The following is a 25,100-nucleotide window of genomic DNA, read 5'->3' as shown; positions in this document are numbered from 1 at the left end:
ACGATGCCTCAATTCAACATCAGGGTTTCTGCGCGGCAAGCGTGCGCGCAGAGCCGAATACCTGGATCAATCCCATCGACGCCCACGTGACCGCGAACGCGATGATGGCGAGTGCCGACGGCTCGTACGCCCGGTTCGCGCCGATCAGCTGCAGATACGGGCCGAACGCGGGCCGGTCGAGCAGGCTCGCCAGCGTGAATTCGCCGATCACGACGGCAAAGGTGAGGAACGCGCCCGACAGGATGCCCGAGCGGATGTTCGGAAAGATCACCTTGAAGAGAATGGTCGGCCAGTTCGCGCCGAGACATTCGGCCGCTTCCGTCAGCGAGCGGATATCGACGGCACGCAGGCCTGCGTCGACCGCGCGGTACATGTACGGCAGCGACAGCGTCACGTAGCCGAATACGAGCAGCAGATCGGTCGCGCGTTCGTTCGCCGTGAGCGGCAGGATCGAACTGCTGTTGTAAATGCGCAGATAGCCGAACACGATCACGATGGCGGGCACCACGAGCGGCAGCAACGTGATGAACTCGACGATGCCGCGCAGCTTCGGCAGACGCAGTTGCACCCAGTACGCCGTCGGCACGACGAGCAGCACGCCGACGATGATCGTCAGCAACGCCATCAGAATCGAATAACCGAACGACGCCTGGAAATGCGCGTCGGTGAGCACGACCTTGTACGCGTCGAAGCTGTACGTGCCGCGGCGCATGCGCAGACTGAATTCGAAGGTCGCGATCAGCGGAATCAGAAAGTACAGGGAGCCGACGATCATCGCCGTCCAGGCGCCCACGCGCGATTGCCTGTTCATCGGCGTCCCCTTTCGGCGCGCGAACGCAGCCAGATATAACCGCCGTTCGACAACCCGGTCACGAGAATCATGCCGAGCGCGAGTGCGTAGCCGAGGTTCTGGTTGTGCAGCACGTCGCCGCGAATCTGTGCGTACAGCAGGATGGTCACGATGTTCAGCGAGCTGCCCGTCAGCGCATACGCTGTCGCCACCGCACCGAACGAGTTCGCGAACAGCAGCAGCGTCGCGCCGAGCACGCTCGGCCACAACACCGGCAGCGCCACATAGCGCCAGTACTGATACGCGGTGCCGCCTAGGCAATCGCAGGCTTCACGCCATTCGCGCTTCAGACCGTCGAGCGCGGGCGTGATGATCAGCACCATCAACGGAATCTGGAAATACAGATAGGTAATCGTCAGGCCCCAGAAGCTCAGGATGCTGAAGCCCGTCGAGTAAAGATTGACGTCCGCATACTTCTTCAGCAGCACCGTCACGAGGCCGACGCGCCCGAGCGTGCAGATGAATGCGAACGCGAGCGGCACGCCCGCGAAATTCGATGCGACGCCCGAAAACGTCAGCAGTGTCGGACGAATCCAGCCCGGCAGCTTGCCGTGCACGGCCGCCCACGCGAGCAGCGAGCCAAGCACCGCACCGCCGATCGACGATGCCGCACTGACCTTGAAGCTGATCCAGTAGGCGTCCATCGTGCCTTCCTGGAACAGCTCGCGCATATTGGCGAACGTGAAGTGGCCTTGCGCGTCCTGGAACGCGCCGACCATCAGGAAGCCCGTCGGCAGAATCAGGAACAGCAGCGCGAAGATGAAGAACGGCATCACGCCGATATACGTCCAGATGGGCGACGCCCGGCCCGGGCCGTCGACCTTCGGCGCTGGTTGCGGCACGGACGGAACCATCAGGTCCGGCTGACCGCCCGGCCCGGCTTCCGATGAAGCGCTCATAACTTACCCTCGAACAGACTCAACCGCTTCGTCTCGCCGTTTTGACCGGCGTGCGATGCGGGCGCGCAGCGCGACCCGCATCGCCGGATCACATCACGCTTACTTGACGTTCGCGCCGACCACGGAGTCCCACTGCTTCGTCACGACTTCCTTCGTCGCGTCCTGTTGCTGCAGCGTCGGGAACACCGCGTTCTTGTACGCGGATGCGGGCGGCAGCTTGTCGAGCAGTGCCTGCGGCACCTTCTTCTGCGACACCAGTTCGTTGTAGCGGATCGGGTGGCAGTAGCCCGTCAGCCAGCCGATCTGGCCTTCGTCCGAGTACAGGTATTCCAGCCACAGCTTCGCAGCGTTCGGGTGCGGCGCGTACGCGCTGATCGCCTGCACGTAGACGCCTGCGACCACGCCCGTCTTCGGCACGACCACCTGCACCTTCGGGTTGCCCTTCAGCGTGTCGCGGTCGGCGAGCGCGTTGTAGTCCCAGCGCACGATGATCGGCGTCGTGCCTTGCGCAAGCGATGCCGCTTTGCCGATCACCGGCACGAAGTTGCCGTTCTTGTTCAGGTCGGCGAAGTACTTGAGACCGGCTTGCGCAGCCTTGCTCGCATCGCCCTTCGAAGCCGACAGACCGGCGGCGTACACGCCCTGGATCGCCTGGTTCGCCGAGCGCGGATCGCCCGCGAGCGACACGGCGTTCTTGTAGTCGGCCTTCTGCAGATCGGCCCAGTCGGTCGGGACCTTGTCGATCATGTCGGCGTTCACTTCGAACGACAGCACGCCGTAGTAATCGCCCGTCCAGTAGCCTTCGGGATCCTTGTTTTCGTTCGAAATCGACTTCCACGTCGACACCTTGTACGGCTGCAGCAGGCCTTGCGCCTTCGCGGCAGGACCGAACGACAGACCGACGTCGATCACGTCGGGCGCCTGCGGGCCCTTGTTGCCCTTGTTCGCCTTGATCGCTTCGACTTCGTCGCCCGAACCTGCATCCGGGTTCAGTTCGTTAATCTTGATGCCGTACTTCTTCTGGAAGTCCGCGATCATCGGACCATAGCCGCACCAGTCGTGCGGCAGCGCGATCACGGTGAGTTGCCCTTCCTGCTTCGCCGCTGCAACGAGCGCATCGGGCGGCGCTGCGACGGCGTTCCCCGCGGTGGCCACGCCGGCCAGCGCCGACGCCGAAATGAAACAACGCAACGTGGTCGGTTTCATAGTTTTCTCATCCTCTGCCGAAAATTGCTACGTTAGGAAAGCTGCTTATCGACGTCTTGCAATGCCTGCTTCTGGTTAGCTGACGACGTCCGCGCCGATCATATCGAGGCGATCGGTACAAATCATGTCAACGCCCCACTTCGCGAGTTCGCTGGCGCGCGCGGGATCGTTCACCGTGTACGCAAGCACGCGCAAGCCGGCTTCGCGGATCGCGCGGACATTCTGTTGGGTCAGATGATGATGGTCGGCGTGCAGCGACACGCACGCGAGTTCGCGCACGATCGCGAGCCAGTCGTCGGGCAGCGCTTCGAACAGCATGCCGCGCGGCAACGACGGTGCGGCATCGCGGGCGGCTTTGAGCGCTTCGAATGAGAACGACGACAGCAACGGTTTCTGCGTGCGCCACAGGTCTTTTGCTGCGAGCGCGACAAGGCGCCCGGTGATTTCATCGCGGCCGGGACACGGCTTGATTTCAATGTTTGCTGCAATCGCTTCGCTTGCGCAGCGCGCCGCGACTTGGGCGAGCGTCGGCAGCCGTTCGTCGGCGAAGCGTGCGTCGAACCATGCGCCGGCATCGAGCGATGCAAGCTGGTGCCATGTGTGTTGCGCGGCCGGGCCGTGACCGTTGGTCGTGCGGTCGAGGTCGTCGTCGTGCAGCAGGAAGATCTGATCGTCCGAAGAAAGCTTCGCGTCGAACTCGATCATCCGGTAGCCGAAGCGGGCGCACATGTCGAAGCCCGCCAGCGTGTTCTCCGGCGCAAGCTTGCCGCCGATGCGATGCGCGACGCGCCGTGGATACGGCCAGTCTGCGGATAATGCCTGATCGATCCCGTTGCCCATCGTGCTTGCCTTCACAAAGTTCTGATGGAACTGCGGCCTGCGCGCGACGGCGCGTCACTGCACCGTTGTATCTTATTCTGAGGATCGCGAACGGATGGTCTTCCATGCGCGATGCGACGCAAGCTTGTCATTGCACGACATCCGCGGCGCCCCGAACCCCGGGGAACATTGCACAGCGGATATTTCATTTCGTTTTCGAAAATCTGCTGTTCGCGATGTTTCAAATCGGGCGCGAATGTCTCAAAATGCGAAGGCTAAATACAAATACCCAAAGTTGCAAGCTCCCAAAAAAATACAACCGCAAACTGCACAAAGCAAGGCGCCGACATGCGTTTTGACATCGCCTGGACATATTCCATTGGTAGTGGTTTATACGTAAGAACACGGATAGCGGACTGCGCAAACGGGCAGCGCACAAAACGTTAAATACGAACAGGCGAGGAACGATACGCATGTGGCAGGAAGACCGTCATCAGCGCATACGGGCGCTGCTTTCGACACTCAAACGCGTGTCCACCGAGCGCATCATGGCGGACCTCGGCGTATCGCGCGAAACGGTGCGGCGCGATCTGCTCGATCTCGAAGCGCTCGGGGAACTGCGCCGCGTGCATGGCGGCGCGATCAAGCCCGCCGACGAAGCGCCTATCGCCGAACGCGCGCAGTCGCACGTGAAGTCGAAGAAAGCGATTGCGAAGGCGGCAACCAGTGTGGTTGCGAGCGGGCAAACGCTTTTCATCGACGCGGGCACGACGACAGCCGCGCTCGCCGATGAACTCGCGAAGCTCGCGAACCTGACCATCATCACCAACTCGATCGATGTCGCGATGACAATGCGCGGCGCGCCGGACAAGCGCGAGTCGCCGGCGAACGAAGTCATATTGCTGGGCGGCTCGATCAGCGACCGCGCGCTATCGACAACGGGCGACACGACCATTCTCGACATCCAGCGCTATCGCGCGGATATGGCGCTGCTGTCGCCCGTGGGCGTCGATCCGAAGCATGGCGCGAGCAACTACGACCGCGCGGAGACGGAAGTCGCGCGTGCGATGGTCGCTAATGCGGACAGCGTCGTGATACTCGCGGACTACAGCAAGATCGGACAGCGCAGCCGCATCGCGTACTGCGCGCCCGAAAAGATCGACCTGCTGATCACCAATCGCAAAGCGACGGACGTCGCGGCCTTCGCGCAACTCAAGCGCAAGGTGGGCAAGGTGATACTCGCGTGATGTTGCCTGCTCGCGCGGTCACGACTGCTGATGCTCGCTCACGACAGGTGCGGCTTCATGCATGCGCTTGCGCAAGCGCGTATCGTGCAGCGCGCCCGCCGCGTCGAGCACGGGATACGCTGTGGAACAGAACAGCGAGTTGAGCCGCTTCATGTCGCTGATCACATCGAGATGCAGCGCGCTCGTTTCGACGCTGCGCAAGGTCTGACCGGCGAGCCGGTCCAGATGCTTGTACGAATACGCGCGCTCCAGATCGCGGAAGCGCTCTTTCTCGGCGAGCAGCAATTCCGCGCAGCGCAGATCGTTGTTCAGAAACACCGACATGCCTAACTGAAGATTACCGACGAGCCGCGTATGCAGATCGTCGAGTTCATTGAGGCCTTCTTCCGAAAACGCGAGCCGGTGCGCGATCTTCTTCTCTTCGATATCGGTGACGATGCGCTCGATGATGTCGCCCGCGTGTTCGAGGTTGATAGTCAGCGCGATGATGTCGGTCCAGCGGCGGCTGTCGGCGTCGTCGAGCTGCTCGCGCGAAATACGCGCGAGATAGCCTTTGACTTCGGCATACAGATGATCGACGTCGTCATCCATGCGGATCGTGTCGCGCGCTCTCGCCAGATCGTTGTGATGGATCAGATGCGAGACGTTGTCGAGCATCGCCCGCACGATATCGCCGATGCGCAGCACTTCACGCGCGGCGTTCGACAGCGCGAGTGTAGGCGTTGCAAGCGACGCGGTATCGAGATGCATCGGCCGAAGCTGACCGTTCGGATCCGGCCGATCCGGCAACACACGATGGCACACGCGCGCGACGGCATCGATCAGCGGCATGCACGCACAGCAGCGCAGCGTGTTGTAGATCACATGGAAACCGACCACGGCCTCGCGCGGATTGTTGATCAGCACAGGCAGACCGCGCGCGAGCAGCGGCGCGAACGGCAGAATCAGGAACGCGCCCGCAAGCTTGAAGGCCAGGCTGCCGAGCGCGAGACGGCGCGCCGCCGGGTTCTGCGCGACTGTGCCCGCCAACGCGAGCAGACCGCTACCGAGATTGGCGCCGATCACGAGACACAGCGCCACCTTCAGCGAGATCACACCCGACGATGCGAGCGTCGCCGTCAGCAGCACGGCTGCGAGACTCGAATACGAAATAACCGCGAAGGTCGCGCCGACCAGCGCGTCGAGCATCGTGTCGCCCGTGAGCGCGCCGAACATCACGCGCACGCCGGCGCCTTGTGTCATCGGTTGCGCGGCTTCTACGATCAGATGGAGCGCGAGCAGTATTAACCCCAGGCCGATGGCCGTGCGGCCGACCTGACCAAGACGGTTCTGCTTGCGGGAGAGGAAGAGCGGCACACCGAAGACGATCAGACATGGCGAGAGCCACGACAGATCGAGCGTGAGAATGCGCGCCATCAGCGAAGTGCCGACATCCGCGCCGAGCATGATGGCGAGACCGCTGGCCAGCGGCAGCATGCCTTGGGCCGCGAACGACGTGACGATCATCGCCGTGGCATTGCTGCTTTGCACGAGACTCGTGACGCCGACACCTGCTGCGAAGGCCTTTGCACGACTATTCGTGCTGCGCGCCAGCGCGCGGCGCAGATCGGCGCCCCACACGCGCAGAATGCCGGTGCGCACGATATGCGTGCCCCATACCAGCAACGCGACTCCCGACAACAGGTTCAGCAGAATCAGCATACGCACGACGACTCAGGATATCCGCCTTCGTTCGGAACGGTCGGTCCCGGACCCTTGAGGGCTAGTGTTGCACAGTTTTGCGTTGTTGTAATTTTGTGCGTTTTGTTTTTTTGTGGCATTTGCAACAGATTGTGGCTGCGCGGGCTGGGGTGCGGGTTTTTGCTTCGCGTGTGTGGGGTGGCATGCGGTCTGGTTTGGTTCGCTGTGCGACGATATGTTTGGTTTGCTTGGGTTGTTGCTGGCATCCGCGTTAGCGCCTACGCGGCGCAAGCGTTGCCCCTGTGCGGGGCGGCACTTACTTTCTTTGCCGCCGCAAAGAAAGTAAGCAAAGAAAGCGGGCTAACACCGCCCGTTCTTGACCACCGCCTGAGGGCCCCCAACGGGTCCTCTCCTTCACACGGCAGCTTCTCAGTCCCCGCCCGTTGCCAACGCTCCGAATAATCGCCTCACCCACTTCAATCACCCGTAGCGCAGCCAGCGGCGGCGAATGGTTAAGGCCGCCCAGGTGGCAAACTGTGTGTAGGTCGTAGTGCTTCACACGTCAGCGCTTCTACGACACCGATCGTGCTTTTCAGTCCGGAGTGATGCGTGTACGCCGCGAAAGCCGACACACAGTTTGCCGCGATAGAACGTGAGCGATTTGATCGCGCCGGCGACGACGCGGGAGTGTGAAGCGGGTGATGAGCCAATTCGAAGCGTTGGCAGCGGGCATCGAGAAGGGAGATGCCGGGAACAGGACGGGGCCGTCGAGGGCCCGTGGGCAACAACAAAGAACTGGCGGTGTTCAGCGGCTTTCTTTTGCCTACTTTTCTTTGCCGCGGCAAAGAAAAGTAGGTGCCGCCCCGCACAGGGGCAACGCGTGAAGCACGAAGGCAAATCGCGGATGCCAGCGAAAAAGCAGAACGCGAACGCTAGCGAAAAAGCAAAAACAAAAACAAAAAAGCCCGCTTGCGCGGGCCTGTATGCATCAGCAAGAAAGATATCCACCGACGAAGGAGGTTCAAACCACTCCTGCATCGTGCGCCTGCACATCGGCGTGATAGCTCGACCGCACCATCGCGCCAACAGCCGCGTGCGTGAACCCCATCTTGTACGCTTCTTCCTCGTACATCTTGAACGTATCGGGGTGCACATACGAACGCACGGGCAAGTGATGCTCGGACGGCTGCAGATACTGCCCAATCGTCAGCATGTCGACATTGTGCTCGCGCAGATCGCGCATCACCTGCAGGATCTCTTCTTCCGTCTCGCCGAGGCCAACCATCAGGCCCGACTTCGTCGCGACATCCGGATGCAGCGCCTTGAAGTCCTTCAGCAGCTTCAGCGAGTGCGCATAGTCCGAACCCGGGCGCGCTTCCTTGTACAGACGCGGTACCGTTTCGAGGTTGTGGTTCATCACATCGGGCGGTGCGGCGCTCAGGATGCCGAGCGCGCGATCCAGACGGCCACGGAAGTCCGGCGTCAGAATCTCAATGCGCGTTTCCGGCGACAACTCGCGCGTCTTCGCAATACATTCGACGAAGTGCGCCGCGCCGCCATCACGCAGATCGTCACGGTCCACGCTCGTGATCACCACGTATTTCAACTTCAATGCGGCGATCGTGCGCGCGAGGTTCAGCGGCTCTTCGGGATCGAGCGGGTCAGGACGGCCGTGGCCGACGTCGCAGAACGGACAGCGGCGCGTGCACTTGTCGCCCATGATCATGAACGTAGCCGTGCCCTTGCCGAAGCATTCGCCGATGTTCGGGCAGCTCGCTTCCTCACACACCGTGTGCAGGTTGTGCTCGCGCAGAATCTGCTTGATCTCGTAGAAACGCGAATTGCCCGTCGCCGCCTTCACGCGAATCCAGTCGGGCTTCTTCAGTTTTTCGATCGGAACGATCTTGATCGGAATGCGCGCAGTCTTGGCTTGCGCCTTCTGCTTGGCGGTAGCGTCATAAGGCTGGGCGCCGCCGTTGACGGGGCTCGAAGCTGCGGGATTCGCGGTAACGTCAGTCATTCGTTCGTTCCAGTCAGGCGGTGAGAGCACCGGCCTGCGGTAGGCCGACGGCTGCGGGGATGCCGTCGATGTTGGCGATGAGGCTTGCTGCAAGGGTTCGGGCTACGTCGTCCCAGCCGGCTGCGACGCCAAGCGTCGCCATATCGACTGTTTCGAGCCCCGCGTAACCACACGGGTTGATGGCGAGAAACGGCTGCAGGTCCATTTTCACGTTCAGACTCACGCCGTGATAGCTGCAACCGTTACGGATTTTCAGGCCCAGCGCGGCGATCTTCGCGCCGACGTGCAGCCCTGCATCCGGCTGCTCGGGCGAAACATAAATGCCCGGTGCGCCCGCCTTGCGTTCTCCGGCGAGATTATACGCCGCGAGTGTGTCAATCACGCCCTGCTCGATCCGCGTCACCAGCTCGCGCACCATCAGCTTGCGACGGCGCAGATCGAGCAGCAGATAGGCGACCACCTGACCGGGACCGTGATAGGTGATCTGGCCCCCGCGATCCACCTTGACCAGCGGAATACCGCTGTCGGCGGCTAGCAGGTGAGCGGGATCGCCCGCCTGGCCAAGCGTGAAAACGGGAGGATGTTCGACTAGCCAGATTTCGTCCGATGTTTCCGGCGTGCGGGAATCGGTGAACGCGCGCATCGCGTCGAAGCTGGTCTGATAGTCTTCCGAGCCGCGCCAGCGCACGCTCACGGGCTGCGCGACAGGGCCTTGCGCCGCGGCTGCATCAGACGCAGCGGCGCCCGACGCGACGGCGCCGGGCTGACTGGAATTCGAAGAATCGGGGGACGATGAAACCGGCGTGGCACACATGATTGCGTCAGTTTACCGAAATCCTGTGCACCTCGCCGGTCATCCGGGCATTGCCTTGGGCCAATCTTCGGTATCAAACGGTGCGCCAGCCCGAGCGGAGCCACGCGCCGAAGCGCTCGCCGACACGCGCAAACCAGTTGAGCGCCTTCTGCTCAGGCCGTGTCGGCACGTGGAACGCAACGCGCGCTTCCGTACCGCGCTCGACCGACAGCCACAGCCGCTCGCCGCGCCGCAGACGCAGCGTCTTGCCCGGCTCGAGCCAGTAATCCTCGACGTCGTCGCTGCGCGTCACCCACACTGCGCCGCCCGAAACGGCCAGCCGCGTGCTGCGGGTGATCTTCATCGGGACGGTTTCACCGGCTACGATTTCAAACGTGATGCTAGAGGAAATTTCTCGCATGATGGCCTCGCCAAAAATCGTTTCATGGCTACAATCGTATATGCGACAAGGGTTTACGCCAAACGATCAATTTTCACCCTTATGTGAGAAAAATTGCGATGGACCTCCGTCAACTGCCTGCATTGAACGCAATCAAGGCCTTCGAGGCCGCCGCCCGCCACGAGAGCTTTTCGCGTGCCGCCGACGAGCTATACGTCACGCACGGCGCGGTGAGCCATCAGATCCGCGCGCTCGAAGAAGAACTGGGCGTGAAGCTGTTCGCCCGCGATGGCAAGCGCGTGCGGCTCACCGATGTCGGCCGCCGCTATGCCGCGCAGGTGCGCACAGCGTTGATCTCGCTGGTGGAAGCGACGCGCGAGATTCGGGCCGGCGACCGCGACCGGCGGCTAGTGGTGTCGATGCTGTCGTCATTTGCGGCGCGCTGGGTGACGCCGCGTATCGGCAGGTTTATCGAGGCGAATCCGCAGTGGGATCTCGAACTGCTGTCGACCAACGCGCTAACGGACTTCGCCCGCGACGATGTGGATTGCGCGATCCGCTTTGGTAACGGTCCCTATCCGGCGTTGCATTCCGAGCTGCTGCTCGAAGAGGTGTTCTTCCCGGCCTGCTCGCCGACCTTCAACGGCGGCAATCTGCCGAAAAATCCAACTGACCTCGCCAATCTGCCGCTGCTGCGCTCCGACGACGAACTATGGCGTCCCTGGTTCGACGCAGCTGGCCTGACCGACTGGCCCGAGCCGAAGCGCGGCGTGCTGTATCAGGATTCGTCGAATCTGCTGCAGGCGGCTATCGATGGTCAGGGCATCGCGCTGACGCGCCGCTCGCTTGCAATGCACGAAGTCGCAGCGGGCCGGCTCGTGCGGTTGTTCGATATCGACGGACCGAGCCCGTGGCAGTACTACTTCATCTGCACGCCACAACTGATGCAGACGGCACGCGTAAAAGCGTTCCGCGATTGGGTGTTCGATGAAGTCGGGCGCTTCCGGCAACTGTTCGAGAATGCGTGCACCGAAAACGCCAAGCGCTCAGTGACGGATACGAAGCAGGGGAAAAAGCAGACTGAAGCAAAACCGGACACGTTGCATGTCCGGAATCCGGCGGCGCAGACGGGGCGCTGAAAGCACCGCCGCCCGCTCGCCAGTACATCACTTACAACACAACCTTCACCATCGGATGCCCGGTCAACGCCCGGTAAATATCATCCAGATGCTCCCGGTTCAGCGCACGCACCGTCACCGTCAAACCGGTGTAATTACCGCCGCTCGACGGCCGCACTTCGACACGTTCCGCGTCGAAACCGCCGTCGAACTGGCGGATCACTTCGACGATGGTCGTCTGGAAATCCGGATGCGACTTGCCCATCACCTTGATGGGGAAATCACACGGAAAATCTATCAATGATTCGTTCACGGGACTCATCCTCGGCTCCTTCATTCACCGCACGCAATCACCCTATATGATTGCGCGCGGCGAAAAAGCAAGCCGCAGGTTTTTCTAGCTGTTGCCGGCTTACTTCTTCTTGTTGAACATCAGCATCATCGAATCCCACACGCGGCCGACGATGCCCGCCTGCGGCACAGCCTGCAGCGCGACCAGCGGCACCTGCGCGAGCGTCTTGCCATCGGCGACGAACTTCACCGTGCCGACCTGCTGGCCTTCCGTGATCGGCGCGATCAGCGGATCGGCGTGTTCGACCTGCGGCTTCACCTTGTCGGCCATGCCCTTCGGCAGCGTGATGTATTGATCCGTCTTCACGCCGAGCTTGACCGTGTCCTGCGAGCCCTTGTAGACGCGCGGCGTTTCGACCACCTGATTCGCCTTGTACAGGCGCACCGCGTCGTACGCGGAATAGCCGTAGTTCAGCATCTTCAGGCTGTCCTGCACGCGGTCGTGCTCCTTCTGCTCGCCCATCATCACCGTCACCAGACGGCGCGACGCATCCGGCACGCCTGGCAGCGGACGCTTCGCGCTCGCGATCAGACAGTAGCCAGCCGCTTGCGTGTGGCCCGTCTTCAGGCCGTCGACGGTCGGGTCGATCCACAGCAGACGGTTGCGGTTCGGCTGCTTGATCTTGTTATACGTGAATTCCTTGACCGAAAAGATGTTGTAGTAGTCAGGGAAGTCGCGGATCAGGCGCGCCGACAGGATGGCGAGGTCGCCCGCCGTCGTGTAGTGCTGCGGGTCGGGCATGCCGTTCACGTCGGCGAAGTGCGTGTTCTTCATGCCGAGCTTTTGCGCTTCCGTGTTCATCATGTTGACGAACTGCGACTCGCTGCCGCCGACCAGTTCCGCCAGCGCGATCGCTGCGTCGTTGCCCGACTGGATGATCATCCCGTAGACGAGATCGTGCACCGTGACCGGCTTGTTCGCCTCGATGAACATGCGCGATTCGTCGTTCTTCACGCGGCGCACGGCCTCGCTCGGATTGATCGACTGGTCCATCGTGATTTTCTTCGTCTGCAGCGCCTCGAACGTGAGGTATGCCGTCATCAGCTTGGTCAGCGATGCGGGCTCGACGCGCTCATCCGGGTTGCCCGACGCGAGCACCTGGTTGCTGGTTGCGTCGACGAGCACCCACGAGCGCGCGTTCACGCCCGGCGGCGGCACCTGCGCGAACGCCGTGCTGGCGACGAGCGCAGCGGGCAGCGCGAGACCCAGCGCCAGTTTGCTGGCGACGGATTGCGGAACAAAGGAAGCAAGGCTGGAAAGGCTGACGGAGCCGGGATTCGAAAAGCGCATAGGGTCGATTCGGGAGAAATGGGCTGGTGCGCACAGAAAGCGCAGTTCAGATGGTTCGCGTGTGGCCGGACTGGCAGGCGCCGCCGCGCACGAATGATGCGGCGTCGTTTTGACTGCTTGTCAGACTGTCTGTCACGCGGTCGGTTCGCGCAGCGCGCCTCGCATCTCGCGCCGAATACGCTGCCGTGAACTCACGAGCGAGGCGATTCGATCCACCAGACGGGCAATGCTGCGCCCAAAAAAAGAGCGCTCATTATACGCACGGCCGCCTGACAATTTGCCGTACGTCATTGAGTTTTACCGCATTTTTCGTGGGTTTTTACAACATGAGCGGCACCCGGCCGCTCATGTTTTCGCGATGCACGATCGACGCGCGATCAGCGCCACGCGTCGACGATGATGCGCTTGAGAATATGCAGCTTGCGATGCAAAAAATGCTCGGCGCCGGGAATCACGACAACGGGCAGTTCCTGCGGCGTCGCCCAGTCGAAAACCGACTGGATCGGCACGGTATCGTCGATTTCGCCGTGAACGACGAGTGTATTTTCCGGCACGGGCGCGACTTCCCAGCGGCTCGCCGCCGTGCCGACGAACACCATCCGCTCGATAGCCCGCCCTTCTTCGCGCAGCCGCGCGGCGACATGCGACAGCACGAACGTGCCGAACGAAAAGCCCGCGAGCACGAGCGGGAGATCGGCGTGGCCGGGCTGTTCGCGCATATGGTCGATCACCGCGCGCAGATCGTCGCGCTCGCCGATGCCGGCATCATGCGTGCCCTGCGTCTCGCCGACGCCGCGAAAATTCGTGCGATACGTGACGTAGTTCAACTGGACCAGCGTGCGCGCGAGCGTCTGCGCGACCTTGTTGTCCATCGTGCCGCCAAAAAGCGGATGCGGATGCGCAACCAGCGCAATGCCGCGCGGCGCGGCGCTGCCGTCGCGGCTGGCGTCGGGCACATCGACGGCGACTTCGATCTTGCCGACCGGGCCGTCGATCAGATACTTCTTCGTATGTACGTTCATCTTGTGTGGGAGCGTGACGCGAGTGATTTGCCGGAGGTTAGCGGTCGATCAGCAGACGCTCGACGATCTTGCCGTTAGCAAGATGCGAATCGACGATTTCGTCGATATCGCTCTTGTCGACGTACGTGTACCAGACGCCTTCCGGATACACGACGATGGTCGGCCCTTCCTCGCACCGGTCCAGACACCCCGACTTGTTGATGCGCACCTGGCCCGGACCTGCGAGGCCAAGCTCTTTCACGCGTTTTTTCGCGTATTCCTGCATTTCCTGCGCATTGCAGTTCGCGCAGCTTGGACGCGACGCACCCGGCTCGCGCTGGTTCAGGCAGAAAAAGACGTGATGCTTGAAGAAGGAATCCATGATGGCTGACGTGTGGGGTCCGTGACCGGACCGCGGCACATATGGCATGCATCGCGCGGCCCGCCGGAAGCAGGGATAAGAGGTTCCGTCGATTATAACGACGGGGATCGAACATCGCAGGTCGCCACGGGCAGCGCCGGCTTCACCCGGAAATATCACACGTGCGGTCACGCGCGCGGCCCGCGCCGCTTCGCCAGCAATGCGCGTTCCGCCGACAACCCGACCCACACGAGCGCCGCATACGGCCACATCCACGCGAGCCAGCGCGCGAGGCCGTTGAAATGCAGATAGCGTCCTTGCCGCCAGTCGGCGAGCACGACGTCGAAATACGGATTCACCGGCAGCAGATTGACGAACACCAGCGACACGACCAGCGCCATCGCAGCAAGCGCGGCGCGCGACCCACGCGGCAGCTTCAGCGCCAGCAGCATCGCGACAAAGCCGCTCGCGAGGCCGATCAGCGCGCCCGGCGTCGCCCAGTTGAACGCGAGGCCCGATTGCGACTGCAGGAATGTCGCGCCCGCTTTCACGACGAGTGTCGCCACCACAAACGCAATCAGAAGGCGCACGCGCGGCGCGCGATCGCGCATCGGCAGAGACGCTAGCGCGCCCGCCGCCAGCAGATTGAGCGCGGTGATGATGGCTTCCCACGCGTCATCCGGCATCCACGCAGCGACCAACGCGGGCCACGCGGATACGTGCCACGCCGCGGGCGCCCAGGCGAGCAGCGCGTCCTGCATCGTCGAATCGGAACGCAGCCACAATTCACGCGGCCACGAGCCGAGGCCGAGCAGCAGCGGCGCCGGATACATCGTCGCGAATGGCCACAGGCCCGCGAGACCGATCACCGCCGTGCTGTCGCGCTCGAACCAGAGAAACCGCATCCGGCGCAGCATGCCGCGATCGAGCAGCGCGCCTGTCAACGGTGACATCAGCGTCGCGCCGAGCAGCGCGCCCAGCGCGTTCGCCGCGAGATCGAGATTCGACGCGACGCGCGTCGGCAGATACGTTTGCACAGCTTCCATCACGCCCGAGAGCAGCGTGCCGAGCCCGAACGCGAACGCCACTGCAATCGCGCCGCGCCAGCGCGGATAGACGGCCAGCACGACGAGCGCGCCGAACGGCATGTAGCCGAGCACGTTGGTGACGACATCGAACGCCGTCAGATACTGCGGGAAAGGATCGAACAGATAGTCGAGCGGACCGATACCGAGCGAACGCCAGCCATAGAACGGATACCACGACCCATAGACGATCAGCGCCGCATACAGCACCAGCGCCTGCCTCGCAAACGCCGACGGCCGCCGCTGCCACGGCTTGTCAGCCATCCAGCGCTCCCTCTGCTGCGCGGCGTCCCGTCATTGTTGCGCGACGAGCGCCTGCACGCCGAGCCACGCGGAGATCTGCGCGACGAGGTCGTCGGTGGCAGCGGCGATCGCACGCGCGCCGCCGGAGGCGTCGGCGGAACTCGCGGGTGCACGCGCCATGAAGGTGCGCTGCCCGACCACCTTGCCGTCGACGAACAGCGTGGTGCGCGCCGTCACCGAACCGTGACTTTCGGACTGGCCGTCGAAATCCTGCTCGAACTCGTCGAGATCGACTTTCAGCACGGGCGCGCGCACGCCGTCGCCGCCCGTCAGCACGGTGCCGCGCGACGACAGCGCATTACGCAGTCGCTGCGTGACGAGTTGCGCGGGCGGCATCGTCCAGTGGCTGTTCGCGTACGAAGCGGTTTGCTGCGAGTCCGAATAGGTAAGCCGATAGATCAGCTTGTCGGAATCGAGCGTGGTCGGCGCGGTGACTTCGAGCACCTTGATCGCGGGCATCGTGCCCGTGCTGGCCGGCAGCGGCGCCGGGCCGAGGTCATAGCGGATGTCGGACAGCGCGGACGGATTGCCCGCACAGCCTGCCAGCGCGCCTAGCGTTAGCAGCACCGCCGCGAACAGAGCGCGTGTGAAAAAGAGACGGTTGATCGAATGTGGCATACCTGGTTTCCTTTGAAATTCATTTGGCCGCGTGGCCCGCGGGCCACACGAAGCCCGGCTCGCCGGGGCCGGGCGCGGCGCGCGGCGCGCCGAACAGCACGCTGTTGGGCGCCTCGTCGAAGGTGTTCGCGGCGCGATCGACGGCACGCACAGCCGAGCGCACGTCTTCCGCCAGCGAATTCACGCGCGGCAGCGTGTCGTAGCCTACACGCGCCGAAATGTCCTGCAGCGTCGAGTTCATCGCCGTCAGCGCGTCGCCCGCCTGTTGCGCGGCCGTGCCGACCTTGTTGAGCGTGCCGTTGAGCGGACCGTCCGGACGGTTCAGGCTCGTGATCATCCGGTTCGTCGACGCCAGGGTCTGATCCAGCTGATTGAGCGTGTTCGGCAGCTTGCCGACAGCCGGCCCCATTTGCGCGGTGAGCGTCGTGACGCCGTCAGCGGCGTGCTGCAGGCTCGCCGCGGTCGCCATCAGCTGATCGCGCATTTCCGGCGACAGCAGCAGGTCGACATCGCGCACCGTTTTTTCGATCTGCCGCAGCAGCACGTCGCCGCGCGCCTGCAACTGGTCGAACAGGCCGGGGCGCATCGGCAGCTGCGCGACGTCCTTCGCCGATGACGTCAGCGGCGAGAGATCCTTCCCCGTATCGTCGAGCTGGATGAACGCGAGACCCGTGACGCCCTGCAGCCCAAGCGTGCCGAAGGTCGAATGCGTGATCGGCGCGTTTTTGTCGACGAGAATGCGGATCAGAATCTGCCCCGGATGCGAACGATCGAACTTGATTGACTGCACTTTGCCGACGTCGAGGCCGCGATATCGTACCGCAGCATCCGGGTACAGGCCTGTGACATTGGTGCGCGCAATCAGATCGAAAGGTATGCGGACCGACCGGTCGACGTTGAACAGAAACGCTGCCACGGCAATCGCGACCACCATCACGACGGTGAAGAGCCCGGCCCAGAAGGCGTGTGATTTGTTTTCCATTGTCAGGTTCCCTGGTTCGCGGCCTGGTTCGCAGCCAGTTTCACAGCCTCATATGCGGCCCGATTTGCGGCGATAGCGCTTATCCGGCGTGCATCACGGCGATCGTGCAGGCTGCTGGCGGCTTCGGCGTTCATAACGCGGTCCGTAGTGGAATCGCTTCCGACGCGGGCTCGAGCGCTTCGGGCGGCAGCTTCGCGCGCCGCTCCGGCGACAGCCCCTGCAACGCGAGGCGCCCACGCAGCCCGAGAAAATACTCGTGGATGAACGGGTGATCGAAGCCCGCCACTTCCTCGACAGGCGCCGCGACGATCACCTTGCGATCCGCGATCACGGCAACGCGCGTCGACAGCGCGACCATCGTATCGAGGTCATGCGTCACCATCACCACGGTCAAACCGAGCGCGCGATGCAACGCGCTGATCAGTTCGACGAATTCGTCGGAGGCCTGCGGATCGAGGCCGGCCGTCGGTTCGTCGAGAAACAGCAGTTCCGGCTCCAGCGCGATCGCGCGCGCGATGCCCACGCGCTTGATCATCCCGCCCGACAGCGCCGCCGGCATCTTCGACGCGTGCTTGCACGGCAGCCCGACCATTTCGAGCTTCAGCATCACGATGTCGCGCAGCAGGTCGTCGGGTACCTTGCCGAGTTCGCGCAGCGGCTGCGCGATGTTGTCGAACACCGACAGCGACGAAAACAGCGCGCCCTGCTGGAACAGCATGCCCGAGCGCACTCGCATCAGCCGCGCTTCGTCCTTGTCGAGCGTGGCCATGTCCTCGCCGAACACCTTGATGCTGCCCGACGTTGGCCGTTCGAGCCCGAGAATCTGCCGCATCAGCGTGGTCTTGCCCGACCCCGAGCCGCCGACGATCGACACGATCTCGCCGCGCCGCACGTCGAAATCCAGATGCTGATGGACGATGTTGCGGCCATAGCGTTTGGTCAGGTTGCGCACCTCGATCACGGTTTCCGCGATTGCCGGCAGCGGTTGATCCATTACGGCGGTGGTGAGCGGCGCGATCATGACAGCCCCACGTTCTGAAAGAGAATCGCGAACACGGCGTCCGCGAGAATCACGACGGTGATCGACGTGACGACCGACGTCGTCGTGCCTTCGCCCAAACTCTGCGAATTCGCCTTGATGCGAAAGCCGAAGTGACAGCCGACGATCGCGATCAGCATGCCGAACACCATGCCTTTGCCGAGGCCGATCCACAGATTGGCGACGGGCACGACGGTCGGCAACGCGCGCGCGAAGTACGACATGTCGATCTGCAGCACCAGCTTGGCGGCCAGCGCGCCGCCGATCAGCGAGACGATGTTGGTCCACATCACCAGCAGCGGCATCGCAAGGGACAGCGCCAGCACGCGCGGCAGGATCAGCCGCAGGCCGTGCGGAATGCCCATCACGCGCATGGCGTCGAGTTCTTCCGTGACGCGCATCACACCGATCTGCGCGGTGATCGCCGAGCCCGAGCGCCCCGCGACGAGAATCGCCGACAGCACGGGCCCGAGCTCGCGCAGCACCGACATCCCCAGAATATTCACAATGAACTGGTTCGCGCCGAAAAGCCGCAACTGCTGCGCGGACAGATAGCTCAGCACGATGCCGATCAGGAACGCGACCAGCGCGGTGATCGGCAGCGCCTGCGTCCCCGCGCTGTAGACGTTCGCGGAAATCTCCTTCCATGGCGCGAGCTTGGGATTGCGCGCGATCGACAGCAGATCGAGGATCACGCGGCCGAACATCGCGACGCCGCCATACAGATGCTCGAAGAACGCGAAGATGCCGAGTCCGAGGTTCGTGAACGGATCGAAGCGATGCACGGGCTCCGGGTTCTCGCGTGCGGTATCGAGCAGCGCGATGCGGTCGAAGATGTCGCGTTGTGTGGCGTTGAGCGCGACCAGATCGGCGGGCAGCTTGTAGCCCCAGACGCGCCACAGCGCCTGGCCGCCCACGTGGTCCATCCGCTCGATTCGCGACAGATCCCATTGCGCCACCTGCGCACGGCTTTCGATCAGTTCACGCAGACGCGGCAGCGCCTGTCCGTGCAGGCGGTCGCGCGCCAGCGCGAGCGCCGTCCACTGGCCGGACAGGCGCACGATCTTGCCCTTGCTGCCTGCCGCGACTTCGAGGCCGGGAGGAGTGTCGTAGTTCAAGGATCGCAGAATGTGGTTATCGGATTAACGGGCATTGTAACGAAGCGCCCGATATTGGGCCCTGGTGGGATGCCTGGCTGAGCGCCTTGCCGCACAGGCCATGCGCGCGGACGCACGGAACGCGCGGCGATCCCATCTATCGATCACGATTGCGGGCGCAGTGGCTAAAATACGCTTCATGAATACCCCACTCTCTCCCAGCCCTTCGGGCGACTGGCGCATCGACCGGGAACGCGCGGTAGCGCTGTTTGGCCCGGCTGCGCATGACTGGCCGATCGAAATCGTCGAAGAGACGGGCTCGACCAACGCCGACCTGATGGCGCGCGTGAAAGCGCTGCCACGCGAGCGCGACGCGCTGGCGCGGCCGATCGTGCGCGTCGCCTATCTTCAGACGGCGGGACGCGGCCGGCGCGGGCGCCCTTGGTACGCGGAACCGGGCAATGCGCTGCTGTTCTCGGTGGCCTGCGTGCTGCCGCGGCCGCTGGAAGGCCTCGCGGGGCTCAGTCTTGCCGTCGGCGTCGCGCTGGTCGACGGGCTGCGCTCGCTGCCTGTGGCGGGGCCCGGCCAGATCGCGCTGAAATGGCCGAACGACGTGCTGCTCGAAGGCGACAAGCTGGCCGGCATCCTGATCGAAACGGCATGGAGCACGGCGGATGCGAGCGCTGTCGTCATCGGCATCGGCACCAATGTGAAGGGCGCGGACGAACTCGCCGCGAAGGTGGGTGCGCTCAACGCCAACGTGCCTGCGCAGGCGCGCGGCGCCGCGCCGACCGCGCTGTCGCGCGCGCTGCCGAATGCGAATCTCACCGATACCCTCGCCGCCGAACTGAACGCGCTAGAGCCGGCATTGCAGCGCTTCGGCGCGGAGGGCTTCGCGTCGTTCCGCCAACGCTGGAACGGCTGTCATGCGTACGCGGGACGTGATGTCGTGCTGTTCGAGCAGGGCGTGGAGATCGCACGCGGCGTGGCGGCGGGCGTCGACGATCTCGGCCAGCTGCTGCTCGACACACCGTCCGGCCGGCAATCGATCGCGACGGGCGACGTGTCGCTGCGTCTCGCGGACGAAGGAAGCGGCGCTGCATGAGCGCGCCGTATCTGCTGATCGACGCGGGCAATAGCCGCGTCAAGTGGGCGCTAATTCAGGCTGATGGTACACAAACGCACTCAGGCGCGTTTTCTCACGGTGGTCAACTGGTAAAGGGAACCGGCGATCCATTGCAATCAAGGCACGAACCGGACTGGTCGGCATTGCCTGCGCCTGGTTCGGCATGGTTATCGAATGTTGCTGGGGACGCGGCGGCACGTCGGATCGATGCGTTCATCGACAGGCATTGGCCCGGACTTGCGCGCACGACGATCCGCTCGGCTGCGCAGCAGTGCGGCGTCACGAATTCCTACACGACGCCGACGCAGCTCGGCAGCGATCGCTGGGCGGGAATGATCGGCGCGCGGGCTGCCTTTCCGGGCGAGCCGCTGCTGATCGCGACCTTCGGCACGGCGACGACGCTCGAAGCGTTGACGGCCGACGGCGTGTTCGTCGGCGGATTGATCGCGCCGGGCTGGTCGCTGATGATGCGCTCGCTCGGCGAGCACACCGCGCAACTGCCGACGCTGACTGCAACGGCCGCGCGCGGCCTGCTCGACGGCGATGCCACCGGTGCGAACCCTGCAGGCGCTGCCGGACGCGCCACGTGGTTCGCGACCGATACGCCGCGTTCGTTGTCGTCGGGATGTGCGCTGGCGCAGGTCGGGTTGATCGAGCGGATGTGGCGCGATTTGCAGGACGAATGGAAAGTGCCCGTGCGGCTCGTCGTGAGCGGCGGCGCAGCGGGTGAACTGGTGCAGGCGCTGAGCGTGCCGTACACGCGTCACGATTCGCTGGTACTGGCGGGACTTGCGCTGATAGCTGTGCAGGGCTCGGCGAATCCGCCGACGAACGCCCGTTCGGCCTGAACGCCGGGCCACTGAACAAGGAAGCTGGAGACTCTCAACGATGCTGCGCTGGCTACTCGCCCTGCTTTTTCTCGCCAACATCCTCGCTTTTGTCACGATGCGCGGACTGTTTGGCCCGTCGCCGGCCGCCGGGCCGCGCGAGCCGAATCACCTGAACCGGCAGGTTCGGCCGGAACAGCTGCGCGTGCAGCCGATGTCGGCCGCTGATGCTGCCGATCTTGCCGTGGTCGGCGGGCCCGCGCCGGTTGCGCCGATTGCGGCTTCCGCCTTGTCGCAATAAGGTTTTTTTTATCGACGGGGCGTCTGCTGTTTGCGGTTTGCTTTTGTTTTTGATGGCATCCGCGGGGCGGCATTCGCCTTTGATCTGTCTTCGCGACGCTTTGTTTGGTTTTTTGTGGGCTTTCGCTGGCATCCGCGTGATGCTTTCGATGTTCAAGCGTTGCCCCTGTGCGGGGCGGCACTTACTTTCTTTGCCGCCGCAAAGAAAGTAAGCAAAGAAAGCGGGCTAACACCACCCGCTCCTGACCACCGCCTGAGGGCCCCCAACAGTTCCTCCGCCTTAATCGGCGTTCTGCCTTTCAATGCCCGTTGCCAGCGCTTCGAACAGGCGCCTCACCCACTTCAATCACCCGTAGCGCAGCGAACGGCAGCGATTGGTTACGGCCGCCCAGGTGGCAAACTGTGTGTAGGTCGCAGTGCTCCACACCTCAGCGCTCTTACGACACCGATCGGGTTTTTCAGTCCGGAGTGAAGCGCATACGCTGCGACAGCCTACACACAGTTTGCCGCTATAGAACGTGGGAGATTTGATCGCGCATGCGGCGACGCGGGAGTGTCGGGCAGGTGAGGCGCCTAGCCGAAGCGTTGGCAGCGGGCATCGAGAAGAGCGCTGCCGCAGACAGGACGGGGCCGTTGGGGGCCCGTGGGCAATTACAAGAACTGGCGGTGTTCAGCGGCTTTCTTTTGCCTACTTTTCTTTGCCGCGGCAAAGAAAAGTAGGTGCCGCCCCGCACAGGGGCAACGCGTGAACAACGAAAACATCACGCGGATGCCAGCGAAACCAAAAGCAAACCACCCAAGCGTCGCAAGACAAACCAAAAACCAAAAACCAAAACCAAAACCAAACCAAAACCACTAACCCTGAGCGCGAACCTTCTTCAACAACGCTGTCGTCGAACGATCATGCTCGAACGCAATCGCCAGCGCCTTGCCACCCCACCCTCGCACGAGCGCGGATTCCGGCAGCTTGTCCATGTCGTAGTCCCCGCCCTTCACCAGCACATCCGGACGCAGCGCCTCGATCAGCGCGACAGGCGTCTGCTCTTCGAAACGCACCACATAGTCCACGCTCTCCAGCGCCGCTAGCAACGCCATGCGATCCGCTTCGTTGTTGATCGGCCGGTCGTCGCCCTTGCCCAGCATGCGCACCGACGCGTCGCTGTTCACGCCGACGATCAGCGTCGCGCCCAGCGCCTTCGCATCCGCGAGATACGTGACATGCCCGCGATGCAGGATATCGAACACGCCGTTCGTGAAGACCACAGGGCCCTTCAGCGACGGGCGAAGTTGCGCGAGTGCGTCGCGTGTCATGAGCTTGCGTTCGAAGATAGCGGCCATGAGAGAAATCGTTTCAGCGAGATTGAGAAATGCAGCGTCGGGCTCGATGATAAAAGACACGAGCGCGCAATGAGACAAAAAAACGGCCCGGCGGGTTCTCACCTGCCGGGCCGTTTCATGTTTCTGCGGCGCGCCGGGCGTTCAGCCCGGCAGGCGCGCGGCCGTTATCAGGCCGGTTGCTGTTGCGCAGGCTGCTGGTCAGCTTGCAGGCGCGTCACGATTTCCTTGCGATAGCGGTTCAGTTCCTGAGCGGTCGTGAACGAGCGTTCGAACAGGATCGACAGGTTATGCAGAATGCGTTCGACAACCTTCTTTTCCCAGCCGTCGTCGAAGCGGATCTGCTCGTCGAGCCAGCGTTCGAGCCACTCGGGATCGGGTAGACGCGATTGAATCGTGTCACGCGGGAACAGCGACTGGTTCACGTGCAGATTGGTCGGGTGCAGCGGCTTTTCCGTGCGACGCGCCGAGGCCATCAGCACGCCGATCTTCGCGAATGCAGCGCGTGCGCCGTCGCCGAAGTTAACCAGCGCCTTCTTCATGTAGCGCAGATATGCGCCGCCATGACGTGCTTCGTCGCGCGAGATGGTTTCGTAGATCGCCTTGATGACGGGCTCGGTGTGCCATTCCGCTGCACGGCGATACCAGTGGTTCAGGCGGATTTCGCCGCAAAAGTGCAGCATCAGCGTTTCGAGCGGCGGCGCCGGATCGAACTCGAAGCGCACCGCATGCAACTCTTCTTCCGTCGGGCACATTTCCGGCCTGAAGCGGCGCAGATATTCCATCAGCACCAGCGAATGCTTCTGCTCTTCGAAGAACCACACGCTCATGAATGCGGAGAAGTCGCTATCGTGATGGTTGTCGCGCAGGAACATTTCCGTGGCGGGAAGAGCCGACCATTCGGTGATCGCGTTCATCTTGATGGTCGCCGCCTGCTCGTCGGTGAGCAGCGATGCGTCGAATTTATCCCACGGAATGTCCTTTTCCATGTCCCATCGAACGGACTCGAGCGATTTATAAAGTTCCGGATAAAGCATGGTGTTCATGATCCCACCCCTGTTCTGCGCAAGGCGACGTCTGTTTATCTGTTGCTAGATTGCTGCCGACGAACGGGAACTTTCGGATACTTTCTCCGTCGTCAGCGCAGCATTCAATTTTACGCGGTAATCGGCTGCCAAGACGCAAGTCTTTGGCAAAAGAACTACTGCGGCTCGTGTAGCGCACGCGATTTTCGTGCCTCGCATGCGCGGCCAACCGTGGGTGAGGGAGAACCTGTGCCTGAGGTCGTGCCAGCTTGCCGAACGACGGCATTTGGGTCCGCGGCGGACGCACCGGCACTCGTGGCACCGGCTAAAAGAGCGAATCTGGCAATGTTCGCAAGCGTCCGCGGGCCAGAAAAAGCTTACACAATAATAGCATGCGGCCCTGATGCGCCTCATTTCCAGGCCGATGAAACCCGCTTTGTCATTGACGTAAAACAACGCGGGCCCGCATTGCCCGCATGGTGTCAAACGAATGTGCTAGCAAAACGCCGGTTCTGCGCTGGCAGGCAGCGCGCCGGCCGTTGCGGCGGCCGCGCGCGCATTTGTCGCACATCAGGCGTTCATTCGGACGTCGACGAAGTCTTCTTCGCGGATGGCCCACTTGCCCGTTTGGCGCTCGCTGCACGCTTTGCCGCCGGGCGCGGTGGTTCGTCGGACTTCGCTTGCGCCGTGCTTTCCGCATCGGGCTCGGGCTCGTCGTCGGTCTCGAGATCGCTCGGCTCGATGCCCGCACCCGCTTCCGATGCACCCGTCGCCGTCGTGGCCGCCGGCTGCGCCATCGCAAACTGCGCGATCTGGTTGAACTGCGCCTGCAGCAGATTCCACCAGCCGGACGCGTCGAATGCGGGCGGCGTCGAGTCGCCGGCTTCGGCTTCCGGTTCACTTGCGGCAGCCTTCGGTTCCGGCTGTCTCGGCGGCACTTCGGGTGCAGGCTGCGTCATCGTCTGCTGCGCGAATGCGCCGAACGCACGCAGCGTAGCGAGCGTCGCGCGCTGCACTTCGAGCGCCTGGATCGCCGACTGCAGCATGTTCAGATTGAGCTTGAGCCATTGCTCGACGGCGCGCATATCGGTGATGCGCTTGTCGAGTTCTTCGACGTTCGTGAGCGGCGCCATCATGTCGGACATCATCGACAGCGACGGTCCGAAGCCCTGCGTCGCGCCCGCAGGAGCGCCCGGGAACGCCGCGCCGAACGGCGTCAGGCGCATCATGCCCCACATGCGGTCGAGCATTTCGGCGGGTGGAAAGCCGGGAAATCCGGGGAAAGGCGGCGTCGAGCCTGTGTTGTCGGTCATTGCTGAGCTCCTGT

25 protein-coding genes are annotated in these 25,100 nt (G+C 63.1%); 5 read left to right on the top strand and 20 right to left on the bottom strand.

The window, feature by feature from the left end:
* Positions 1-19: 19 nt before the first annotated feature.
* From G3O01_RS04770 to ugpQ, 4 genes are all read right to left on the bottom strand, one after another.
* Positions 20-811, bottom strand: coding sequence for an ABC transporter permease (locus tag G3O01_RS04770; RefSeq protein ID WP_205803384.1), 792 nt, complete (start codon positions 809-811; stop codon positions 20-22).
* Complete coding sequence (locus tag G3O01_RS04765) at positions 808-1,749, bottom strand: ABC transporter permease subunit (protein ID WP_205803383.1); 942 nt, start codon at positions 1,747-1,749, stop codon at positions 808-810. Before G3O01_RS04765 ends, G3O01_RS04770 begins: the two co-directional genes overlap by 4 nt.
* A gap of 99 nt (positions 1,750-1,848) precedes the next feature.
* Positions 1,849-2,955 carry an ABC transporter substrate-binding protein gene (locus tag G3O01_RS04760; RefSeq protein WP_205803382.1) on the bottom strand — a complete coding sequence of 369 codons (1,107 nt, stop codon included), beginning with the start codon at positions 2,953-2,955 and terminating at the stop codon, positions 1,849-1,851.
* Positions 2,956-3,030: 75 nt separating this feature from the next.
* A complete protein-coding gene (gene ugpQ / locus G3O01_RS04755) occupies positions 3,031-3,795 on the bottom strand; it encodes a glycerophosphodiester phosphodiesterase (RefSeq protein ID WP_205803381.1) in 765 nt (254 codons plus the stop codon).
* A 452-nt stretch (positions 3,796-4,247) separates the two neighbouring features.
* Here ugpQ and G3O01_RS04750 point away from each other — a divergent pair, with 452 nt between their 5' ends.
* Positions 4,248-5,021: a DeoR/GlpR family DNA-binding transcription regulator gene (locus tag G3O01_RS04750; protein WP_205803380.1), complete on the top strand. Its 774-nt coding sequence runs from the start codon at positions 4,248-4,250 to the stop codon at positions 5,019-5,021.
* Between the two features lie 18 nt (positions 5,022-5,039).
* Here the strand turns inward: G3O01_RS04750 and G3O01_RS04745 are convergent, their stop codons facing one another.
* The 4 genes from G3O01_RS04745 to G3O01_RS04730 form a co-directional block, all read right to left on the bottom strand.
* Positions 5,040-6,722, bottom strand: coding sequence for a Na/Pi cotransporter family protein (locus G3O01_RS04745; RefSeq protein WP_205803704.1), 1,683 nt, complete (start codon positions 6,720-6,722; stop codon positions 5,040-5,042).
* Positions 6,723-7,722: 1,000 nt separating this feature from the next.
* Positions 7,723-8,721 carry a lipoyl synthase gene (gene lipA / locus G3O01_RS04740; RefSeq protein ID WP_205803379.1) on the bottom strand — a complete coding sequence of 333 codons (999 nt, stop codon included), beginning with the start codon at positions 8,719-8,721 and terminating at the stop codon, positions 7,723-7,725.
* A 13-nt stretch (positions 8,722-8,734) separates the two neighbouring features.
* Positions 8,735-9,535: a lipoyl(octanoyl) transferase LipB gene (lipB, locus tag G3O01_RS04735; protein ID WP_205803378.1), complete on the bottom strand. Its 801-nt coding sequence runs from the start codon at positions 9,533-9,535 to the stop codon at positions 8,735-8,737.
* A gap of 73 nt (positions 9,536-9,608) precedes the next feature.
* The gene (locus G3O01_RS04730; protein ID WP_205803377.1) at positions 9,609-9,935 is read right to left on the bottom strand and encodes a DUF2917 domain-containing protein; all 327 of its coding nucleotides are present in this window, start codon (positions 9,933-9,935) and stop codon (positions 9,609-9,611) included.
* Between the two features lie 98 nt (positions 9,936-10,033).
* Between G3O01_RS04730 and G3O01_RS04725 the strand changes: the two genes are divergently transcribed.
* The gene (locus tag G3O01_RS04725; protein WP_205803376.1) at positions 10,034-11,053 is read left to right on the top strand and encodes a transcriptional regulator GcvA; all 1,020 of its coding nucleotides are present in this window, start codon (positions 10,034-10,036) and stop codon (positions 11,051-11,053) included.
* Between the two features lie 31 nt (positions 11,054-11,084).
* On the opposite strand, the gene G3O01_RS04720 is transcribed toward G3O01_RS04725, so the two are convergent.
* The 9 genes from G3O01_RS04720 to G3O01_RS04680 all read right to left on the bottom strand — a co-directional run bounded on the left by G3O01_RS04720 (position 11,085) and on the right by G3O01_RS04680 (position 19,181).
* Complete coding sequence (locus tag G3O01_RS04720; protein ID WP_012399635.1) at positions 11,085-11,354, bottom strand: DUF493 family protein; 270 nt, start codon at positions 11,352-11,354, stop codon at positions 11,085-11,087.
* A gap of 90 nt (positions 11,355-11,444) precedes the next feature.
* Positions 11,445-12,674, bottom strand: coding sequence for a D-alanyl-D-alanine carboxypeptidase family protein (locus G3O01_RS04715; protein WP_205803375.1), 1,230 nt, complete (start codon positions 12,672-12,674; stop codon positions 11,445-11,447).
* 377 nt (positions 12,675-13,051) lie between these two features.
* The gene (locus tag G3O01_RS04710; RefSeq protein ID WP_205803374.1) at positions 13,052-13,696 is read right to left on the bottom strand and encodes an alpha/beta hydrolase; all 645 of its coding nucleotides are present in this window, start codon (positions 13,694-13,696) and stop codon (positions 13,052-13,054) included.
* 37 nt (positions 13,697-13,733) lie between these two features.
* Positions 13,734-14,057 carry a ferredoxin gene (locus G3O01_RS04705; RefSeq protein WP_205803373.1) on the bottom strand — a complete coding sequence of 108 codons (324 nt, stop codon included), beginning with the start codon at positions 14,055-14,057 and terminating at the stop codon, positions 13,734-13,736.
* A gap of 167 nt (positions 14,058-14,224) precedes the next feature.
* On the bottom strand, positions 14,225-15,385 hold the full coding sequence (locus tag G3O01_RS04700) for a VanZ family protein (protein ID WP_205803372.1): 1,161 nt from the start codon (positions 15,383-15,385) through the stop codon (positions 14,225-14,227).
* A gap of 30 nt (positions 15,386-15,415) precedes the next feature.
* Complete coding sequence (locus G3O01_RS04695; protein ID WP_205803371.1) at positions 15,416-16,042, bottom strand: ABC-type transport auxiliary lipoprotein family protein; 627 nt, start codon at positions 16,040-16,042, stop codon at positions 15,416-15,418.
* A 19-nt stretch (positions 16,043-16,061) separates the two neighbouring features.
* Complete coding sequence (locus G3O01_RS04690; RefSeq protein ID WP_205803370.1) at positions 16,062-17,024, bottom strand: MlaD family protein; 963 nt, start codon at positions 17,022-17,024, stop codon at positions 16,062-16,064.
* Between the two features lie 130 nt (positions 17,025-17,154).
* Complete coding sequence (locus G3O01_RS04685) at positions 17,155-18,045, bottom strand: ATP-binding cassette domain-containing protein (protein WP_205803369.1); 891 nt, start codon at positions 18,043-18,045, stop codon at positions 17,155-17,157.
* Positions 18,042-19,181 (bottom strand): ABC transporter permease, encoded by a 1,140-nt coding sequence (locus tag G3O01_RS04680; protein ID WP_205803368.1) that lies wholly within the window; start codon positions 19,179-19,181, stop codon positions 18,042-18,044. Before G3O01_RS04680 ends, G3O01_RS04685 begins: the two co-directional genes overlap by 4 nt.
* Before the next feature lie 178 nt (positions 19,182-19,359).
* On the opposite strand from G3O01_RS04680, the gene G3O01_RS04675 reads away from it, so the two are divergent.
* Genes G3O01_RS04675 through G3O01_RS45115 form a run of 3 tightly spaced genes read left to right on the top strand, consistent with a single transcriptional unit; the run spans position 19,360 to position 21,414 of the window.
* Positions 19,360-20,265, top strand: a complete 906-nt coding sequence (locus G3O01_RS04675) for a biotin--[acetyl-CoA-carboxylase] ligase (protein WP_205803367.1) — start codon at positions 19,360-19,362, stop codon at positions 20,263-20,265.
* Positions 20,262-21,134 carry a type III pantothenate kinase gene (locus G3O01_RS04670; RefSeq protein ID WP_205803366.1) on the top strand — a complete coding sequence of 291 codons (873 nt, stop codon included), beginning with the start codon at positions 20,262-20,264 and terminating at the stop codon, positions 21,132-21,134. The genes G3O01_RS04675 and G3O01_RS04670 overlap by 4 nt, the downstream gene beginning before the upstream one ends.
* Before the next feature lie 40 nt (positions 21,135-21,174).
* A complete protein-coding gene (locus G3O01_RS45115) occupies positions 21,175-21,414 on the top strand; it encodes a hypothetical protein (protein WP_241023654.1) in 240 nt (79 codons plus the stop codon).
* An 854-nt stretch (positions 21,415-22,268) separates the two neighbouring features.
* Here the strand turns inward: G3O01_RS45115 and rfaE2 are convergent.
* From rfaE2 to G3O01_RS04650, 3 genes are all read right to left on the bottom strand, one after another.
* Positions 22,269-22,751: a D-glycero-beta-D-manno-heptose 1-phosphate adenylyltransferase gene (gene rfaE2, locus G3O01_RS04660; RefSeq protein WP_205803364.1), complete on the bottom strand. Its 483-nt coding sequence runs from the start codon at positions 22,749-22,751 to the stop codon at positions 22,269-22,271.
* Between the two features lie 167 nt (positions 22,752-22,918).
* The gene (locus G3O01_RS04655; RefSeq protein ID WP_205803363.1) at positions 22,919-23,794 is read right to left on the bottom strand and encodes a ferritin-like domain-containing protein; all 876 of its coding nucleotides are present in this window, start codon (positions 23,792-23,794) and stop codon (positions 22,919-22,921) included.
* Between the two features lie 557 nt (positions 23,795-24,351).
* Entirely contained in the window at positions 24,352-25,086 is a 735-nt protein-coding gene (locus G3O01_RS04650; RefSeq protein WP_205803362.1) for a PhaM family polyhydroxyalkanoate granule multifunctional regulatory protein, read from the bottom strand.
* Positions 25,087-25,100: the final 14 nt, after the last annotated feature.

The sequence above is a fragment of the Burkholderia sp. Ac-20365 genome (genome assembly GCF_017104715.1).
GTDB lineage: Bacteria > Pseudomonadota > Gammaproteobacteria > Burkholderiales > Burkholderiaceae > Paraburkholderia.
This window is presented reverse-complemented; position numbering and strand designations above follow the sequence as displayed.